This window comes from Pseudomonas sp. IPO3778, from assembly GCF_013386825.1.
In the GTDB taxonomy this organism is placed as follows: Bacteria; Pseudomonadota; Gammaproteobacteria; order Pseudomonadales; family Pseudomonadaceae; genus Aquipseudomonas.
The window spans coordinates 12,471-32,029 of sequence record NZ_JACARC010000058.1 but is presented as its reverse complement, the minus strand read 5'-3'; the positions used below and the strand labels follow the sequence as shown (position 1 = coordinate 32,029).

General features: G+C 62.0%; 15 protein-coding genes. 2 read left to right on the top strand and 13 right to left on the bottom strand.

Annotated features, from left to right (window positions below; all coding sequences use genetic code 11):
• Window positions 1-68: 68 nt before the first annotated feature.
• The 11 genes from HX855_RS27395 to arcD (HX855_RS27345) form a co-directional block, all read right to left on the bottom strand.
• On the bottom strand, window positions 69-281 hold the full coding sequence (locus HX855_RS27395; RefSeq protein ID WP_003220045.1) for a cold-shock protein: 213 nt from the start codon (window positions 279-281) through the stop codon (window positions 69-71).
• 389 nt (window positions 282-670) lie between these two features.
• On the bottom strand, window positions 671-1,795 hold the full coding sequence (gene gcvT, locus HX855_RS27390; protein WP_177090291.1) for a glycine cleavage system aminomethyltransferase GcvT: 1,125 nt from the start codon (window positions 1,793-1,795) through the stop codon (window positions 671-673).
• 39 nt (window positions 1,796-1,834) lie between these two features.
• On the bottom strand, window positions 1,835-3,211 hold the full coding sequence (locus HX855_RS27385; protein WP_177090289.1) for an L-serine ammonia-lyase: 1,377 nt from the start codon (window positions 3,209-3,211) through the stop codon (window positions 1,835-1,837).
• Window positions 3,212-3,400: 189 nt separating this feature from the next.
• A complete protein-coding gene (gene gcvP, locus HX855_RS27380; protein ID WP_177090287.1) occupies window positions 3,401-6,247 on the bottom strand; it encodes an aminomethyl-transferring glycine dehydrogenase in 2,847 nt (948 codons plus the stop codon).
• 10 nt (window positions 6,248-6,257) lie between these two features.
• On the bottom strand, window positions 6,258-6,641 hold the full coding sequence (gene gcvH, locus HX855_RS27375; protein WP_003220049.1) for a glycine cleavage system protein GcvH: 384 nt from the start codon (window positions 6,639-6,641) through the stop codon (window positions 6,258-6,260).
• Between the two features lie 406 nt (window positions 6,642-7,047).
• On the bottom strand, window positions 7,048-8,556 hold the full coding sequence (locus HX855_RS27370) for a sigma-54-dependent transcriptional regulator (protein ID WP_177090285.1): 1,509 nt from the start codon (window positions 8,554-8,556) through the stop codon (window positions 7,048-7,050).
• A 185-nt stretch (window positions 8,557-8,741) separates the two neighbouring features.
• The gene (locus HX855_RS27365; protein WP_177090283.1) at window positions 8,742-9,104 is read right to left on the bottom strand and encodes a DUF5064 family protein; all 363 of its coding nucleotides are present in this window, start codon (window positions 9,102-9,104) and stop codon (window positions 8,742-8,744) included.
• An 18-nt stretch (window positions 9,105-9,122) separates the two neighbouring features.
• Window positions 9,123-10,052 carry a carbamate kinase gene (arcC, locus tag HX855_RS27360; RefSeq protein ID WP_177090281.1) on the bottom strand — a complete coding sequence of 310 codons (930 nt, stop codon included), beginning with the start codon at window positions 10,050-10,052 and terminating at the stop codon, window positions 9,123-9,125.
• Window positions 10,053-10,200: 148 nt separating this feature from the next.
• Window positions 10,201-11,211 carry an ornithine carbamoyltransferase gene (locus HX855_RS27355; protein WP_003220053.1) on the bottom strand — a complete coding sequence of 337 codons (1,011 nt, stop codon included), beginning with the start codon at window positions 11,209-11,211 and terminating at the stop codon, window positions 10,201-10,203.
• 69 nt (window positions 11,212-11,280) lie between these two features.
• Window positions 11,281-12,537 (bottom strand): arginine deiminase, encoded by a 1,257-nt coding sequence (gene arcA / locus HX855_RS27350; RefSeq protein ID WP_010169900.1) that lies wholly within the window; start codon window positions 12,535-12,537, stop codon window positions 11,281-11,283.
• A 24-nt stretch (window positions 12,538-12,561) separates the two neighbouring features.
• Window positions 12,562-13,989, bottom strand: a complete 1,428-nt coding sequence (arcD, locus tag HX855_RS27345) for an arginine-ornithine antiporter (RefSeq protein WP_177090279.1) — start codon at window positions 13,987-13,989, stop codon at window positions 12,562-12,564.
• A 413-nt stretch (window positions 13,990-14,402) separates the two neighbouring features.
• Between arcD (HX855_RS27345) and arcD (HX855_RS27340) the strand changes: the two genes are divergently transcribed.
• The gene (arcD, locus tag HX855_RS27340) at window positions 14,403-15,830 is read left to right on the top strand and encodes an arginine-ornithine antiporter (RefSeq protein WP_177090277.1); all 1,428 of its coding nucleotides are present in this window, start codon (window positions 14,403-14,405) and stop codon (window positions 15,828-15,830) included.
• A gap of 2 nt (window positions 15,831-15,832) precedes the next feature.
• Window positions 15,833-16,696, top strand: coding sequence for a DNA-3-methyladenine glycosylase (locus tag HX855_RS27335; protein ID WP_177090293.1), 864 nt, complete (start codon window positions 15,833-15,835; stop codon window positions 16,694-16,696).
• A gap of 123 nt (window positions 16,697-16,819) precedes the next feature.
• Here the strand turns inward: HX855_RS27335 and HX855_RS27330 are convergent, their stop codons facing one another.
• Window positions 16,820-18,169: a CoA transferase gene (locus HX855_RS27330; protein WP_177090275.1), complete on the bottom strand. Its 1,350-nt coding sequence runs from the start codon at window positions 18,167-18,169 to the stop codon at window positions 16,820-16,822.
• A 40-nt stretch (window positions 18,170-18,209) separates the two neighbouring features.
• Window positions 18,210-19,553, bottom strand: a complete 1,344-nt coding sequence (locus HX855_RS27325; RefSeq protein ID WP_177090273.1) for a cell wall metabolism sensor histidine kinase WalK — start codon at window positions 19,551-19,553, stop codon at window positions 18,210-18,212.
• Between the last annotated feature and the right edge of the window lie 6 nt (window positions 19,554-19,559).

Sequence of the window (19,559 nt, the reverse complement as noted above, 5' to 3'; positions counted from 1 at the left end):
CGGGATTCCGTGAAGAACCATAAAAAAGCCCCTGATGTCATATCAGGGGCTTTTTGTCGCAGAAGAGATCAACCCTCTGCTTGTACCTCGTCGGCTTGCATGCCTTTTTGGCCTTGCACCGCGATGAAGGTCACTTTCTGGCCTTCTTTCAGGCTTTTGAAGCCGTTGCCCTGAATAGCGCGGAAGTGGACGAACAGATCCGGACCGCTTTCTGGAGTGATAAAACCAAACCCTTTTTCGTCGTTAAACCACTTGACGGTACCGCTCTGACGATCAGCCATTTTCTTATTTCCTTGACGCAAAAAATTAATGACAGCCCCTTTCACATGAAAGAGTACTGGGCTGGGTTGCAGGAAAGTAAGAGACGTCGAACGGGTTGTAGCAAACTTTGGCTACTGCCCAGGTCCAGGTTCCAAGCGACCCATGCAAACACAGTGGGCAAACTCTACGCCAACTAAGACAGAAAAAACAAGCCCCGGGAAAAGCCCAGCGTTTACTCGGCTTTGTGACACTTCGGTCAACAATGTGGATCCCGTTTATTCGATAGAGTTGGTCACTTGTTATAGGTGACTGAACATAACATTGACTATCGACAGTGCACTTTAATGTGGCGGTTGCGTTACAGATTAGTGCACGTTAACGCAACCGCGTTACTTATAGGAACAGTCAATCAACCACGGTAGTAACGTTGTGGCACGAATGGCATTTTACTTACACGAAGCGGCACCTTTTTCCCACGTACCAACGCAGACACTTCGGTGTCCAGTGCGATGAATGCGCTGTCCAGGTAACCCATGGCCAATGGGCCACCAAGGCTCGGGCCAAAACCGCCGCTGCAGACGCTGCCGATCACGGTGCCGTGCTCGTCGACGATTTCTGCGCCTTCACGTACCGGTGTGCGCTCTTGCGGCAACAGGCCCACACGTTTGCGGCTCACTCCGGTTTGTTGCTGGGTAAAGATCGCGTCGGCGCCCGGGAAGCCACCGGCACGCGCGCCATCAGCACGACGGGCCTTGGAGATCGCCCACAACAGGCTGGCTTCAATCGGAGTGGTCTCGGTGTTCATGTCATGACCGTAGAGGCACAGGCCAGCTTCCAGGCGCAGGGAGTCGCGGGCGCCCAGGCCGATGGCCTGCACTTCGGTTTCGGCCAGCAGGCTGCGGGCCAGGGCTTCGGCACTGGCGGCCGGTACCGAGATTTCGAACCCGTCTTCGCCGGTGTAGCCCGAGCGGCTGACGTAGCAGTCCACGCCCAGCAGGCGGGTCGGCGCGAATTGCATGAAGGTCATGTGCTTGACCTCCGGCGCCAGGCGCGCCAGTACGCTGACGGCGGCCGGGCCTTGCAGGGCCAGCAGGGCGCGTTCCTCGAACAGCGGCTCGATGGTGCACTGGTCACCAATGTGCTGACGCAGGTGGGCCAGGTCCTGGTCCTTGCAGGCAGCGTTCACCACCAGGAACAGTTCGTCGTTACCCAGGTTGGCCACCATCAGGTCATCCAGGATGCCGCCTTGTTTGTTGGTGAACATCGCGTAGCGCTGCATGCCCACCGGCAGGTCGATGATGTCTACAGGCACCAGGCTTTCCAGGGCCTTGGCGGCACCCGCGCCGGTCAGGCGGATCTGGCCCATGTGCGACACATCGAACAACCCGGCCTGTTCACGGGTGTGCAGGTGTTCCTTCATCACGCCCAGCGGGTATTGCACCGGCATGTCGTAGCCGGCAAAGGGCACCATGCGTGCGCCCAGCTCGATGTGCAGGGCGTGCAACGGGGTTTTCAACAGGGTTTCGGTGGACATATTCAGCTCCTGAAAAACGTGCGGACGCGCTGGTGGGCGTCAGCACTCGATAATGTTGACCGCCAAACCGCCACGGGCGGTTTCCTTGTATTTGCTTTTCATGTCGGCGCCGGTCTGGCGCATGGTGCGGATGACCTTGTCGAGGGACACGAAATGTTGCCCGTCACCGCGCAGGGCCATGCGCACCGCATTGATGGCCTTGACCGAACCCATGGCGTTGCGCTCGATGCAGGGCACCTGCACCAGCCCGCCGATGGGGTCGCAGGTCAGGCCGAGGTTGTGTTCCATGCCGATCTCGGCGGCGTTCTCCACCTGGGAAACCGTACCGCCCAACACTTCACACAGGGCGCCGGCGGCCATGGAACAGGCCACGCCGACTTCTCCCTGGCAGCCGACTTCGGCGCCGGAGATCGAGGCGTTTTCCTTGTACAAAATGCCGATGGCGGCGGCGGTGAGCAGGAAACGCACCACGCCGTCTTCGCTGGCGCCCGGGATAAAGCGCATGTAGTAGTGCAACACCGCCGGCACAATCCCGGCCGCACCGTTGGTGGGCGCGGTGACTACGCGCCCGCCATTGGCGTTTTCTTCGTTGACCGCCAGGGCGTACAGGTTGACCCAGTCCAGTACCGACAACGGGTCACGCAGCGCTGATTCCGGGTTTTTGCACAGCTGCCGATGCAGCGCGGCCGCGCGGCGCTTGACCTTCAACCCGCCCGGCAAAATGCCTTCGTTGCGACAGCCTGCGTCCACGCAATCCTGCATCACCTGCCAGATCTTCAGCAGGCCGGCGCGGGTTTCCGCTTCCGGGCGCCAGGCGCTTTCGTTGGTCAGCATCACCTGGCTGATGGACAGCCCATAGGTGGCGCAATGGCCGAGCAAGTCCTTGGCGCTCTTGAACGGGAAGGTCAGGGGTGTGGCGTCTTCGACAATCCGGTCGTGGCCGGCGGCGTCTTCATCCACCACAAACCCGCCGCCCACCGAGTAGTACTCGCGGCTGCGGATCTGCAGGCCGGCGGCATCGAAGGCACGGAAAATCATGCCGTTGGGATGATAGGGCAGGGGTTTGCGAATCATCGCCAGGTGTTCTTTCTCGTTGAACGCAATGCTGTGTTCGCCGAGCAGGTTCAAGCGTGCGTTGCCGCGAATTTCCAACAGGCGGGCGGCGACGGTTTCAGTGTTCACGGTGTCCGGGTGTTCGCCTTCCAGGCCCAGTAATACAGCCTTGTCGCTGCCGTGGCCTTTGCCGGTGGCGCCGAGGGAGCCATAGAGTTCCACCTTGACGCAGGCGGTGGCGCCCAGCAGGTTGTCGCGCTTGAGGCCTTCGACGAATCGGGCGGCGGCGCGCATCGGGCCGACGGTGTGAGAGCTTGAAGGGCCGATGCCAATCTTGAACAGGTCGAACACGCTTAAAGACATGGTTGTTCTCCGGTTTCTTATTATTGATCGGATGTACTCGGTCCAAATGTGGGAGCCGGGCTTGTGTGGGAGCTGGCTTGCCTGCGATAGCATCACCCGGGTCTACCGGATAGACCGAGGTGCTTGCATCGCAGGCAAGCCAGCTCCCACAAAAGCCAGCTCCCACACTGACCGAGTTATATCCTCAGGTTACGCGTAGCTTTCGATCGACGGGCACGCGCACACGAGGTTGCGATCACCAAACACGTTGTCGACCCGGCCAACCGGCGGCCAGTACTTGGCTTCGATCAGCGACGCCACCGGGTACACCGCTTGTTCACGGCTGTACGGGTGGCTCCATTCGCCCACCAGTTCCGCTGCGGTGTGGGGTGCGTTTTTCAGCGGGTTGTCGTCCTTGTCCAGCGTGCCGTTCTCCACCGCGCGGATTTCTTCGCGGATGGCGATCATGGCGTCGCAGAAGCGGTCCAGTTCTTCCCGGGATTCGCTTTCGGTCGGCTCGATCATCAAGGTGCCGGCCACCGGGAACGACATGGTCGGCGCGTGGAAGCCGAAGTCGATCAGGCGCTTGGCCACGTCATCCACGCTGATGCCGCTGCTGTCTTTCAACGGGCGCAGGTCGAGGATGCATTCGTGGGCCACCAGGCCGTTGCTGCCGGTGTACAGCACCGGGTAGTGCTCTTCCAGGCGGCGGGAAATGTAGTTGGCATTCAGGATCGCCAACTGCGAAGCGCGCTTGAGGCCCGCGCCGCCCATCATGCTGATGTACATCCAGGTGATCGGCAGAATGCTCGCGCTGCCGAACGGTGCGGCGCAGACCGCGCCTTCCTTGCGTTCCATGGCCGCATGGCCCGGCAGGAACGGCGTGAGGTGGGATTTGACGCCAATCGGGCCAACGCCCGGGCCGCCACCGCCGTGGGGAATGCAGAAGGTCTTGTGCAGGTTCAGGTGGGACACGTCGCCGCCGAACTTGCCCGGGGCGCACAGGCCGACCATCGCGTTCATGTTGGCGCCGTCGATGTACACCTGGCCGCCGTTGTCGTGAATGATCCCGCAGATTTCGCGGATGCCTTCTTCGAACACGCCGTGGGTCGACGGGTAGGTGATCATCAGCGCCGCGAGGTGCTCGCGGTGCTCGATAGCCTTGGCACGCAGGTCTTCGATGTCGACGTTACCGCGGGCATCGCACGCGGTGACCACAACACGCATGCCGGCCATGTTGGCCGTGGCCGGGTTGGTGCCGTGGGCCGACGAGGGGATCAGGCAGATGTCGCGGCGCTCTTCGCCACGGCTCTGGTGATAGGCGCGAATCGCCAACAGGCCGGCGTATTCGCCCTGGGAACCGGCGTTCGGTTGCAGGGAAATCGCGTCGTAACCGGTGGCCGCGCAGAGCATGGCTTCCAGTTCGGTGGTCAGTTGCTGGTAGCCGGCGCTTTGCGAGGCGGGCGCGAACGGGTGCAGGGCTCCGAATTCAGCCCAGGTCACCGGGATCATTTCGCTGGCGGCGTTGAGCTTCATGGTGCAGGAGCCCAGCGGGATCATGGTGCGATCCAGGGCCAGGTCCTTGTCGGCCAGTTTGCGCAGGTAGCGCATCAGCTCGGTTTCGGAGTGATAACGGTTGAACACCGGGTGGCTGAGGATCGGCGACTGACGCAGCAGCGCGGCCGGCAGGGTGCTTTCAACGCTGGCGGCGAGGGCGGCGAAGTCCGGCAGGGCTTTGCCACCGGCAAACACGCTCCACAGGGTTTCAATGTCGGCTTGGGAGGTGGTTTCGTCCACCGACAGGCCAAGACGCTCGCCATCCACTACACGCAGGTTGATGCGCTGGGCGCGGGCCTGATCGTGCAGGGCGGCGGTGTGCGCGCCGGTCTTGATGGTCAGGGTGTCGAAGAAGTGGGCTTGTTCAACTGCCAGGCCCAATGTGCTCAAGCCTTTGGCGAAGATCGCGGTCAGGTGATGAATGCGGTTGGCGATCTGGGTCAGGCCTTGAGGGCCGTGGTACACGGCGTACATGCTGGCGATGTTGGCGAGCAATACCTGGGCGGTGCAGATGTTGCTGGTGGCTTTCTCGCGGCGGATATGTTGCTCGCGGGTCTGCATGGCCAGGCGCAGGGCCGGCTTGCCGAAACGGTCGACGGACACGCCGACCAGACGGCCGGGCATGTCGCGCTTGAACGCATCCTTGGTGGAGAAGTACGCCGCGTGCGGGCCACCGAAGCCCAGCGGTACGCCAAAGCGTTGTGCGCTGCCGATGGCCACGTCAGCCCCGAATTCGCCCGGCGGGGTCAGCAGGGTCAGGGCCAGCAGGTCGGCGGCCACGGCCACCAGGGCGTTGGCGGCGTGGAAGCGCTCGGTCAGTTCACGGTAGTCGAACACGTCACCGTTGCTGGCCGGGTATTGCAGCAGGGCGCCGAAGAAGGCGCTGACGTCGGTCAGTTCACGCTCGTCGCCCACGACCACGTCGATGCCCAGGGGCTCGGCACGGGTGCGCAGCACGTCGAGGGTTTGCGGGTGGCTGTGGGCCGAGGCAAAGAACGCGTTGCTGCTTTTGTTCTTGCTCAGGCGTTTGCAGAAGGTCATGGCTTCGGCGGCGGCGGTGGCTTCGTCCAGCAAGGATGCGTTGGCGATCGGCAGGCCGGTGAGGTCGCTGATCAGCGTCTGGAAGTTCAGCAGCGACTCCAGGCGGCCTTGGGAAATCTCAGGCTGGTAAGGCGTGTAAGCGGTGTACCAGGCCGGGTTTTCCAGGAGGTTGCGCAGGATCGGCGACGGCGTATGGCAGTTGTAGTAGCCCTGGCCGATGTAGGTCTTGAACAGCTCGTTCTTGGCGGCAATGGCCTTGATCGTAGCCAGTGCATCGGCTTCGCTCAGGCCATCGCTCAGGCCCAGCACGGCGGTGCCCTTGATGCTTTCGGGGATCACGCTGGCGCTCAGGGCTTCCAGGGAATCAAAGCCCAGGGTGGCGAGCATGTGTTGCTCGTCGTCCTGGCGCGGGCCGATGTGGCGGGCGATGAATTCGTTGGCGGTGGTCAGATTAGTCATGGCGCGCTCCTCAGGCTTCAGCGTTGGCTTTGATCAGGCGATCATACGCATCCTGATCCAACAGCTTAGCTACTGCGTCGGCATCAGCCGGTTTAAAGCGGAAGAACCAGCCTTCGCCCATCGGGTCTTCGTTGACCAGCTCGGGGCTGCCGTCCAGCTTGTCGTTTACTTCGAGGACTTCGCCGTCCAGCGGCATGTACACGCCGCTGGCGGCTTTGACTGATTCAACGGTGGAGGCTTCTGCCCCTTTGTCGTAGGACTGCAGCTCCGGCAGTTGCACGAAAACCACATCACCCAGCGCGTTCTGCGCGAAAGCGGTAATGCCCACAGTCACGCTGCCGTCGGCTTCGGCGCGCAGCCATTCGTGATCTTCAGTAAAGCGCAACTCGCTCATGGAAACTCCTCAGGGCCAGATTCGTCTGGTGGACGGGATTGGAATAATGGGGAGTTACTTAGCAAAATCGCGGCCAATGTTTATTTATTGTTATAAAACAATAGGTTATTGATTTTGATTGGCGAGGTTCGAACAGTGGCTGTAGCGATATCGCTACAGCTTGAAGCGCGAAAAAAAGCCTATGAGGATCAAAGCCTTGCATGGCGACGGCTGAAGGGGTGTGTATCGATATCATTCCACTGTAGCGCTTTCAGTACAGATGGAGGTCGCTTTTAACTGCAATGCCTCCTCTGTAGGAGCGAGCTTGCTCGCGAAGGTCGCTAACGATCACGCGGGAAACCTGGATGAATGCGGTGTGCTTGAGTTTTTCGCGAGCAAGCTCGCTCCTACAGGGGGGGAGGCGATCTCAGGGCTTGTTGGGAATGCCGTATTTGCGCAGCCGGTGGGCGATGGCGGTGTGGGAGGTTTGCAGGCGGCTCGCCAGTTGGCGCGTGGATGGGTAGCTGGCGTACAGCTTTTCCAGCAAGGTGCGCTCGAAGTCTTCCACCGCCTGCTCCAGGCTGTCGACTTCACCGTCGCTCTGGCGCGCCACCGAGGTGCCGGCAATGTCCAGGTCGCCAATGTCCACCAGGCTGCTTTCGCAGATGGCGGCGGCGCGGAAGATCACGTTCTGCAACTGCCGCACGTTGCCCGGCCAGCGGTTGCCCAGCAGTGCCGGGTAGGTGCCTGGCGCCAGGCGGCAGACCGGGCGCTGGATCTGCGCACAGGCCTGCTGCATGAAATAGCGCGCCAGCAGCAGGATGTCCTGGCCGCGCTCGCGCAGGGGCGGCACTTCGACGTTGAGCACGTTGAGGCGGTAGAACAGGTCTTCGCGGAAGGTGCCTTCGCTGACCATCTTTTCCAGGTCGCGGTGGGTGGCGCTGAGGATCCGCACATTGACCTTCACCTCACGGTCGCCGCCCACCCGACGGAAGCTGCCGTCGTTGAGAAAACGCAGCAGCTTGGCCTGCAAGTACGGCGACATCTCGCCGATCTCGTCGAGGAACACCGTGCCCTGGTTCGCCAGTTCCATCAGCCCCGGCTTGCCGCCGCGCTGGGCGCCGGTAAAGGCGCCGGGGGCGTAGCCGAACAGCTCGCTCTCGGCCAGGTTTTCCGGCAGCGCCGCGCAGTTCAGGGCCAGGAACGGCGCACTGTGGCGCGCGCTGATGGCGTGACAGGCGCGGGCCACCAGTTCCTTGCCGGTGCCGGTCTCGCCCTGGATCAACAACGGTGCGTCCAGCGCCGCCACCCGTTGCGCCCGCGCCTTGAGGGTACGGATCGCCGGGGACTCGCCCAGCAGCGCATCGAACCCTTCGGCATGGTCGTGGTGCAGCGCCGACAGTTGTTCGCCGATGCGGTTGGGTTGGTACAGGGTCAGCAGGGCGCCGGCGTCGGTGATCGGCGTGGCGTCCAGCAGCAGGGTCTGGCCGTTGACGTTGATTTCCCGCAGGGCCAGGCGAAAGCCGTGTTCGAGCAAGGTGACCAGCAGCGTGGGGTCATCGAACAGTTCGCTGATGCTTTCGCCGGCGGGCTCGCGGCCATACAGCGCGATCAAGGCCGGGTTGGCCAGCAGGATCTTGCCGGCGCTGTCGAGGGCCAATACCGGGTCGGTCATGGCGGCCAGCAGGGCGTCGAGTTGCAGGTGCTGGCGCTGGCCGGGGAGGATGTCGACCACGGTCACGGCTTGCACGCCGCGCACGCTGAACAGCGCGTCCCGCAGCTCGTCCAGCACCTTGGCGCTCAGGGTCGGGGCGTCGATGTAGACGTTGGGTGGCACCATTTCCACCGCATCCAGGTTGAGATTGCGCCCACCGAGCAAGGCCAGGACTTCCTGGGTGATGCCGACGCGGTCGATGAAGCTGACGTGGATACGCATGGGGCGGTTAGCGGTTCTGGCGGGCGAGAGGTGGCAAGTATGCCTGACAGGTGGTGGAGATCAAAAATGTGGGAGCTGGCTTGCCTGCGATAGCGGTGGATCAGTCACTGAAAATATTGAGTGTCAGTCCGTTATCGCAGGCAAGCCAGCTCCCACAGGGGATCGCCGGTGTTAATGAAATCGGGTTATTCCAGGTGCTCGGGTTTGATCGGATCCCCTGGTTTCACATCCAGCTGATGCCGTACATCCTCAAACATCAAATCGTACTGCTTGTGCATCTGGCCATTGAGCACGGCGATCTTCGGCATGCCGTATTTCTGCGCGATGTTCATGGCGTGCCGGGCAAAGTCGAACGACTGGTCCTTGGGCAGGAAAAACTCTTCCTTGAGCTCCTTGCCCTGTACCGAACCGTGCATCTTGAACAGCATGCCCTTGCCTTCCTTTGGGTCCTGGCTGACTTCGTAGTCGAGGCACAGGTTGTAGCTGTAGTCATCCTTGTTCAGCGCGTGGCGTTCGATGTGCAGGTGACCAGGTTCAAAGGTAGCCATAGGCGTTTCTCCTCTACTTCACAGGTAGGTGATGCCAGGTTTCGCGGTGCTGATACGGGTGCCGGCGCTGCCCTGGACGATCGCTTCGATGTCCGAGAGTGAACCGATCACTGCGGTTTTGCCAGTCTGGCGGGCGAACTCGCACGCCGCCTGAACCTTGGGCCCCATGGAGCCTGCGGCGAAGCCGAGCTTATCCATTTCGTCCGGGTGGGCCTGGCCGATGGCTTTCTGGGTGGGTTTGCCGAAGTCGATAAATGCCGCGTTGACGTCGGTGGCAATCACCAGCAAATCGGCATTCAGTTGCCCGGCCAGCAGGGAGGAACAGAGGTCTTTGTCGATCACGGCTTCAATGCCCTTGAGCTTGCCGTGCTCGTCATACATTGTCGGAATCCCGCCGCCGCCGGCGCAGATCACGATGCTGCCTTTTTCCAGCAGCCACTGGATCGGGCGGATTTCAAAGATCCGCTTTGGCCGTGGGCTGGCGACCACGCGGCGGTATTTGTCGCCATCGGGGGCAATCGCCCAGCCTTTTTCGGCGGCGAGTTTTTCCGCTTCGGCTTTGGAATACACCGGGCCGATGGGCTTGGTCGGGTTCTGGAAGGCCGGGTCCTTGGCGTCCACTTCGACCTGGGTCAGCAGGGTCGCGAACGGCACTTCGAAGTCCAGCAGGTTGCCCAGTTCCTGTTCGATGATGTAGCCGATCATGCCTTCGGTTTCGGCCCCCAGCACATCCAGCGGGTAGGGTGAAACCTGGGTGTAGGCGGCGGCCTGCAGCGACAGCAGGCCCACTTGCGGGCCATTGCCGTGGGCAATCACCAGCTCGTTGCCGCTGTGGATCTTGGCGATCTGTTCGGTGGCGATGCGGATATTGGCCCGTTGATTGTCTGCGGTCATGGGTTCACCACGACGCAGAAGGGCGTTGCCGCCCAGGGCTACGACGATACGCATAATGCAATCCTTCTAGAGCTCGCAATCCTTTGTAGGAGCGAGCTTGCTCGCGAAGGAGGTCAACGATAACGCGCCCATCCTGAGTGAACGCGGTGCCCTTGAGTTTTTCGCGAGCAAGCTCGCTCCTACAGTGAGATCGCAGCAGGGTTTAGATATCCGCCAACGCCGACACCAGGATCGCCTTGATGGTGTGCATGCGGTTTTCCGCCTGCTCAAAGGCAATGTTGGCCGGTGACTCAAACACCTCTTCGGTGACTTCCACGCCATTGGCCAGGTTCGGATACCGTGCGGCGATGTCCTTGCCGACCTTGGTCTCGCTGTTATGGAATGCCGGCAGGCAGTGCATGAATTTCACCCGTGGGTTGCCCGAGGCTTTCATCATCTTGGCGTTGACCTGGTACGGCAGCAGTTGCTCGATGCGCTCGTCCCACGCTTCCACCGGCTCGCCCATGGACACCCAGATATCGGTGTGGATGAAGTCCACGCCTTTGACCGCTTCCTTCGGGTCTTCGGTGATGGTGATGCGCGCGCCGCTTTCTTCAGCGAAGGCCTGGCACTGCTTGATGAAGTCCGCGTGGGGCCACAGGGCTTTCGGCGCGCCGATGCGCACGTCCATGCCCAGCTTGGCGCCGATCATCAGCAGCGAGTTGCCCATGTTGTAACGGGCATCGCCCAGGTAGGCGTAGCTGATGTCATGCAGCGGCTTGTCGCTGTGCTCGCGCATGGTCAGGGTGTCGGCGATCATTTGGGTGGGGTGGAATTCGGCGGTCAGGCCGTTGAACACCGGCACACCGGCAAACTTGGCCAGCTCCTCGACGATTTCCTGTTCAAAGCCACGGTACTCGATGGCGTCGAACATCCGGCCCAGAACGCGGGCGGTATCTTTCATGCTTTCCTTGTGGCCGATCTGCGACGACACCGGGTCGATGTAGGTGACGTGGGCACCCTGGTCGTGGGCCGCGACTTCGAAGGCACAACGGGTGCGGGTCGAGGTTTTTTCGAAGATCAGCGCGATGTTTTTGCCCTTCAGGTGCGGACGCTCGGTGCCGGTGTATTTGGCGCGCTTGAGGTCGCGGGACAGGTCCAGCAGGTAGTGCAGCTCGCGGGTGGTGTGGTGCATCAGCGACAGCAGGCTGCGGTTGCGCATATTAAAAGCCATGGTGGATCTCCTTAGGTTTCGGTTATCCCCTTGGCCACGGCTGGATAAGCCGCGGCCAAGGCCAAAATATTAATAGTCGATGGGGTCGCGAATGATCGGGCAGGTCATGCAGTGGCCGCCGCCACGGCCCCGGCCGAGTTCGCCGGCGCTGATGGTGATGACTTCCACACCGGCCTTGCGCAGCAGGGTGTTGGTGTAGGTGTTGCGGTCGTAGCCGATCACCACGCCAGGCTCCACGGCCACCACGTTGTTGCCGTCATCCCACTGCTCGCGTTCGGCGGCGAAGCTGTTGCCACCGGTTTCCACCACGCGCAGGGCCTTGAGGTTCAGGGCCGCGGCGACGGTGTCGAGGAAGTTGGTTTTTTCACGCTGGATATCGATGCCGCCGGGCTTGGTCTCGTCCGGGCGCAGGGTGAAGGCGACGATCTGGTTCACCACTTCCGGGAAGATGGTGACCAGGTCGCGGTCGCAGAAGCTGAACACGGTGTCGAGGTGCATCGCCGCGCGGGATTTCGGCAGACCGGCGACGATCACGCGCTCCACGGCTTTGTGCTTGAACAGGTTGAGCGCGAGTTGGCCGATGGCCTGGCGCGAGGAACGCTCGCCCATGCCGATCAACACCACGCCGTTACCGATGGGCATCACGTCGCCGCCTTCGAGGGTGGCGTTGCCGTGTTCCTGATCCGGGTCGCCGTACCACACCTGGAAGTCAGCGTTGGTGAACTCGGGGTGGAATTTGTAGATGGCGCTCGCCAGCAGGGTTTCCTGGCGTCGCGCCGGCCAGTACATCGGGTTCAGCGTTACGCCACCGTAGATCCAGCAGGTGGTGTCGCGGGTGAACTGGGTGTTGGGCAGCGGCGGCAGAATGAAGCTGGAGTGGCCGAGGAAGTCGCGGAACATCTCGATGGTCTTGCCACCGAAACTGCTCGGCAGGTCATCGGCCGACACGCCACCGATCAGGAACTCGGCGACCTTGCGCGGCTCCAGGCTGCGCAGCCACGAGCCGACTTCATTGACCAAGCCCAGGCCGACCTGGTTGGCGGTGATCTTGCGCTCCAGGATCCAGTCCAGGGCTTCGGGGATGGCGACGATGTCGGTCAGCAGGTTGTGCATTTCCAGCACATCAATGTCGCGCTCGCGCATCTTGGTCACGAAGTCGAAATGGTCGCGCTTGGCCTGGGCCACCCACAGCACGTCATCGAACAGCAGTTCATCGCAGTTGTTGGGGGTCAGCCGCTGGTGGGCCAAACCGGGGGAGCACACCATGACTTTGCGCAGTTTGCCGGCTTCGGAATGTACGCCGTACTTCACTTTTTCCGTGGTCATTACAGATCCTCCAGTGAACAATAATTACAGGGTCAGAAAACCGTCGTAGAGCCCATAGGCCGCCACCAGGGCGCCAATGACCACGGCGGCGAAAATCAGTTTCTCGACGTTGGTGAAGATCGGTTTGCCCAGTTCATGCTTGGCCTTGGCGAACAGGATCGCGCCGGGGGCATAAAGCAGGGCGGACAACAGCAGGTACTTGGTGCCGCCGGCGTACAGCAGCCAGACCGCGTAGATCAGCGCGATCGCGCCGATCAGCAGGTCTTTGCGGCGTTCGCCCGAGGCGCCTTCGTAGGTCTCACCGCGCACCGCCAGCAGCAGCGCATACGCCGCCGACCACAGGTAAGGCACCAGGATCATCGAGGTGGCGAGGTAGATCAGCGACAGGTAAGTGCTGGCCGAGAACAGGGTGATCACCAGGAAAACCTGGACCATGGCGTTAGTCAGCCACAGGGCATTGACGGGCACGTGGTTGGCGTTTTCCTTGCGCAGGAACTCCGGCATGGTGTGGTCCTTGGCGGCGGCGAACATGATCTCCGCGCACAGCAACACCCACGACAGCAGCGCCCCCAGCAACGAAATGATCAAGCCGACGCTGATCAGCACCGCGCCCCAATGCCCCACCACATGCTCCAGCACCGCGGCCATCGAGGGGTTCTGCAGCTTGGCCAGTTCCGGTTGGGTCATGATCCCCAGGGACAGCACGTTCACCAGCATCAGGAACAGCAGCACAGTGATAAAGCCAATCACGGTGGCCTTGCCGACGTCGGAGCGTTTTTCGGCGCGGGACGAGAAGATGCTCGCGCCTTCGATGCCGATGAACACCCAGACGGTGACCAGCATCATGTTGCGCACCTGGTTCATCACGCTGCCCAGGTCCGGGTTTTTCACGCCCCAGATGTCCGCAGTGAAGATGTCCAGCTTGAACGCGAAGAGCGCGATCAACACGAACAGCACCAGCGGCACCACCTTGGCGACAGTGGTCACCAGGTTGATGAACGCGGCTTCCTTGATCCCGCGCAGTACCAGAAAGTGCACGGCCCACAGCAGCACCGACGCGCCGATCACCGCCGCCGGGGTGTTGCCTTCGCCGAAGATCGGAAAGAAGTAACCGAGGGTGCTGAACAGCAGCACGAAGTAGCCAACGTTGCCCAACCAGGCACTGATCCAGTAACCCCAGGCCGACGAGAAACCCATGTAGTCGCCAAACCCGGCCTTGGCGTAGGCATACACCCCGCCGTCCAGGTTGGGCTTGCGGTTGGCCAGGGTCTGGAACACGAAGGCCAGGGTCAGCATGCCGACGGCGGTGATCACCCAACCGATCAGCACGGCACCCACATCGGCGCTGGCCGCCATGTTTTGCGGCAGTGAGAAGATCCCGCCACCAATCATTGAGCCCACGACAAGTGCAACCAGTGCGCCAAGCCGAAGTTTTCCGGGAGATTCAGACATCGCATGACTCCAATGCAGGAGAAGAGAGACCACAGAATAAATCCGTGCGCTAATCAAACAGCTGACTCAGATCACTTCATTGGCACATTCCATTGTGAATGAATGACTTATGATGAAAGGGGCGGGCGTTGAAGTGCCCCGCAGAGGCCCGTTGTAGAGCGTTTCTGCGTTTCAAATAACAGGATTTCTCATCGGCATGGACCTTTGAAGCTAGCCCGTATTTCCAGATATGCAAACTTTTCCAGCGCCATGTTATTTAAATTATAAATTTGCCTTATCGCTGTTTATTGTCATGCCTTTAAGTTATGAAGCTTGCGGCTTTATTAGCTATATCTAATAAACGCTACATCGGTTTAATAAATTAGTTGAGTGCACAGTTGTTGGCTCGATTGTTGTTTTGTTCAGGAGTGTCCATGTCCCAACCCACGGAAAAGCTGCGCCTCAATGCCTTGATCGCCCTGGTGGTGGGCTCGATGATCGGCGGCGGGATTTTCTCGTTGCCGCAGAACATGGCGGCGCGGGCTGAAGTGGGCGCGGTGTTGATCGGCTGGGGCATTACGGCCGTGGGCATGCTGACCCTGGCCTTCGTGTTCCAGACGTTGGCCAACCGTAAGCCTGAACTGGATTCCGGGGTATACGCCTACGCCAAGGCCGGGTTTGGCGACTACATGGGTTTCTCGTCGGCCTGGGGTTACTGGATCAGCGCCTGGATGGGCAACGTCGGTTACTTCGTGTTGCTGTTCAGCACCCTCGGCTACTTCTTTCCGGTGTTCGGCCAGGGCAATACCCCGGTGGCGATCGGGTGCGCGTCGGTGTTGCTGTGGGCGGTGCATTTTTTGGTGATGCGCGGGATCAAGGAGGCGGCGTTCATCAACCAGATCACCACCGTGGCCAAGATCGTGCCGCTGGTGATGTTTATCGTGATCGCTGGCGTAGCGTTCAAGGCCGACATCTTTACCCGCGACATTTGGGGCCTGAACAACCCGAATTTGGGCGGCGTGGTGGACCAGGTACGCCACATGATGCTGGTCACGGTGTTTGTGTTTATCGGCATCGAGGGCGCCAGCGTCTACTCGGCGCGGGCCGAAAAACGTTCGGACGTGGGCCGGGCCACGGTGATCGGTTTCCTGGGTGTGCTGGCGCTGCTGGTGTTGGTCAACCTGCTGTCCCTCGGGATCATGACCCAACCGGAACTGGCCAACCTGCAAAACCCGTCCCTGGCCGGGGTGCTGGAGCATATCGTCGGGCCCTGGGGCGCGCTGTTGATCAGCATCGGGCTGGCGGTTTCGCTGCTGGGTGCGCTGCTGTCGTGGGCCTTGCTCTGCGCCGAAATCCTTTACGCCACTGCCCATGGCAAGACCATGCCGGCGTTCCTGAAAAAGGAAAACGTCAATCAGGTGCCGGTCAATGCGCTGTGGCTGACCAATGTGATGATCCAGCTGTTCCTGGTGATCACCCTGTTTTCTGCAAGCACCTACACCACCCTGATCTACCTGGCGTCGTCGATGATTCTGGTGCCCTACCTGTGGTCGGCGGCTTATGCGGTGCTGTTGAGCGGGCGCGGCGAAACCTACGCGGGCGCCCATGGCGCGCGCATGAAGGACTTGCTGGTAAGCCTGATTGCCCTGGCCTACGCGGTGTGGCTGCTGTACGCCGGAGGCTTGAAGTACTTGCTCCTGTCAGCGCTGCTGTATGCACCGGGGGTGATTTTGTTTGCCCTGGCCAAGCGCGAGCAGGGTCAGCCCTTGTTTACCCTCCTGGAAAAAGGCATTTTCGCCTGCGTGATCGCCGGGGCGAGCCTGGCGGCGTATGGGTTGTATAGCGGGGTGTTGTCGTTGTGAGGATGCAACTGGCGTATCAGGCGCCCTATGACTGGGCAGCGATGCTGGGCTTTCTGTCGGCCCGGGCGATTACCGGGTTGGAGACGGTGGAAGACGGTGTGTACTCGCGCAGTATCAGCTTCGACGGTCAGCCGGGTTGGCTCAGTGTGTCGCCGGGGGCCGGGGATTGGCTTGAGGTGACGGTGGGTTATCCCGACCCGGCTGTGTTGCCGGAGATTGAGCGGCGGTTGCAGGACATGTTCGACCTGTGGGCTGACCCGCAGGTGATCAACCGGCAACTGGCGACTGATCCCTTGATGGCGCGGTTGGTGGCGGCGCGTCCTGGCCTGCGGGTGCCGGGAACCTGGGATGGGTTGGAATTGGCGATCCGGGCGGTGTTGGGTCAGCAGATTACCGTGGTGGCGGCGATCAAGCTGGCGGGCAAGTTGGTGGCGCAGTACGGCACGCCGCTGGTGACGCCCCATGCCGGTGTGACCCATGTGTTTCCCACCGCTGAGGTGCTGGCGGACGCCGACCTGGCGACCTTGGGCATGCCGAAAAGTCGCGGGCGCACCTTGTCGGGTGTGGCTCGGGCCTTACTGGATGACCCGCAGGTGTTCCAGCCGAAGGCCAGCTTGAAGGAGGGCGTTGCGCGTTTGGTCGCGTTACCCGGTATTGGTGACTGGACGGCGCAGTACATCGCCATGCGCCAGATGCGCGAGCCGGATGGGTTTGCTTCGGGGGATATCGGGTTGATCAATGCGTTGGTGGCGCTGGAAGGCGGGCCGGTGAGCCCGCGCCAGTTGCTGGCACGGGCTGAGGCCTGGCGACCGCTTAGGGCCTATGCGGCGCAGCATTTGTGGACGTCATTAAGCCGGGCAGATTGATTCTGCGTACCTGTGGCGAGGGAGCTTGCTCCCGCTGGGGCGCGAAGCGGCCCCATTGACCTAAAGGCAGGGGCCTGCTGCGCAGTCCAGCGGGAGCAAGCTCCCTCGCCACAGGATCTTCGGTCACCACTGAGGGCGATGTGAACCCAACTCCCCGGCCGGTAAATCCCACTGCAACGGTGTCCCGCTGAGGGTCACCGGGGGCAGTAACCGATGGGCCGGGCCCCAGGCGGTTTGCTCCACCACCAGGCCTTGATCGCCGGGTTCTTCGGCTCGCAGTGACGGCTGTTCGGGGACTTGCCCTGCGTCCACCAACAGTTTTGCCGTGCGGGCCAATGACAGCAGCGCCGAACCGCCGCGACCGGACTTCAACCGTTCACTCAATGCCTGGATCGCACTGGCCGCCATCAAATAGCCCGTGGCGTGGTCCAGCGCCTGCAACGGCAATGGCACCGGCTTGTCGGTGTTTTTCCACTGCCGGCCCGCCTCGGCAATCCCGGTGCTCATCTGCACCAGGCTGTCGAAGCCCCGGCGATTGCGCCAGGGGCCGCTCCAGCCATAGGCGTTGAGGCTGGCGTCGATCAGGCCGGGGGCGATGCCTTGCAACGCTGACTCACCGTAGCCCAACTGCTCCAGGGCATCGGCGCGGTAGCCGTGCAGCAGGATGTCAGTGTCCCTGAGCAGGCTTTCGAAGATTTGGCGGTCGTCGGTGTTTTTCAGGTCCAGGCGGGCGCAGCGTTTGCCAAGGGTCATTTCCGGCACCACCCCGGGTTCGTTCCAGTCGGGCGAGTCGATGCGCAGGACATCGGCGCCAAGGCCGGCGAGAAAACGGCTGGCGGTGGGGCCGGCCAGCACGCGGGTCAGGTCCAGCACCTTGATACCCGCCAATGGCCGCGCCACTGAGCCCAGCCAGGGTTTGTCGCTGAGGGCTGCAAAGGTCTGGCGATGGACCAGCGGTTCCTGATTGACCGCCAAACCTTGCGGATGCACTTGCCAGTCTTGCCACGAACGCATCTGCGCGGCACAGCCGTTTGCCTCGACAATCGCTTGTTCCAACTCGGCAGCATTCCATTGCGCAACCTTCGCGGCCATTGCGTCACGGTCAGCGGCCTGCCCGAGTACGCGCTCGGCGGCGGCGCGATGGTGCGGCGCATTGGTGTGCAGGCGAATCCAGCCATCGGCGCAGGCGTAGTCGCCGGCAATCGGATCCCACAGCGGCGGTGTGGTCCAGCCATCGGGACGCAGGGACGAGGAAAACCAGAATGAGGCGAGGCGCCGGTCCACGGTCACGGAGGGTAAGCGCCCGGTTTGCTGCAACAGCAACTGGGCAAGCGCCTGGCCCGCCGCGCCAACGCTGGCGCTGGCCAGTTCGGTGACGGCAAAGGTCGAGGGCAGGGCGCCAGCCTCGGTGAAGGCCAGCGGGGTGATGGGTAAGTCGAGTGCTTCCTGGATGGGAGTGAGCAGATCAGTCATCAAAGGCCCTCCTTATGAGAAGGACCATCATAGAAGATCATCAGGGTTGAATGACAACCCCGGGTTCCAGCGGCAACTCCACGCTGGCGATAAAGCCACCATCAGGATGATTGGCCAGGATCAGGCTGCCACCATGGCGCTCCGCCGCGCGTCGGGCGATGGCCAGGCCCAAGCCGTGGCCTTGGGCGGTTTGCCCCGGGGCGCGGTAAAACGGCTCGCCCAGTTGGCTCAGGTGTTCGGCGCTCACGCCGGGGCCGTGATCGCGCACGCTGATCACAATGCGTTCGCCCTGGCGTTTGGCGTCCATTTCAATCGGTTGGCCGGGCGGGTTGAAGCGTTGGGCATTGCGCAGCAGGTTGTCCACGGCGCGTTCGATCATGGTCGGCCAGCCCTTGAGCTGCAGCCCGGCCTCGGCATCGAGTTGCACGGGTTGGTCCGGCGCGCCAAGCAGGGCGTCTTTTTGCAGGGTCTTGAGCAGCTGGTTGAGGTCGATGTCCTCGGCGCTGGCGTTGTCGGCATCCACCCGGGCAAGTACCAGGATTTCGCTGATCAGCGCTTCCAGGCGGTCGCATTCACGGGTCAGGCGCGGCCAGAGCTTCTCCCGCGCCTCGGGCGTGGCCCGTTCTGCCAGGGCCAGGGCGATTCGCAGGCGGGCCAGGGGCGAGCGCAGTTCGTGGGACACGTCCCGCAGCAATTGGCGCTGGCTGCCGATCAGGCTTTGCAGGCGGGCGCCCATGCGGTTGAAGTCGGTGGCGAGTACGCCGAATTCATCGCGGCGGTTGGCCAACCGCGCCAAGCTGTTTTGCTGGTAGGTGGTCTGGCCCAGGTCATGCACCGCGCCGCGCAGACGGCTGAGGGGGCGGGTGATGGACAGCGTCACCAGCAGGCTGAACAGGGTCAGCACCACCAGCGCGATGGCCAGGGCACTTAACGGCCAGAGCAGGCTGCTGCGGTGCCAGGCGTCCAGTTCCGGGTGGGGAATGCGGTAGATCAGCAGGTAGGTGTCGCCGGTTTTTTCGCTGGTGTATTCGGCGGTCAGGCGGCGCCAGGGCAGGTGGCGGTCCTGGCTGTCGTTTTGCCGGGCTTCGAGGGCGGCGGCCCTGCGCGGGAAGGTGCCGCGCACCACGGGCTCGCCGCTTTCGTTCAGCACTTGCACGTCGATGTGGTACTGGCGCTTGCGCTGCTGCAGCAAATCCTGGGCGGCATCCTCGCCTTGGGCCTCGTAAAGCTGCGTCCATTCCTGCGCGAGGTTATTGAGCCCGGGGTGGCGGCTGAGAATCCACGCATCCTGGTTGAGCATATGCCCCAGCAGGATCGACAACCCGGCAACCAGGGCGATGGCCAGCCAGAAGCTGGCAAGGACGCGCCAGAACAATGAACGCACAAGAAA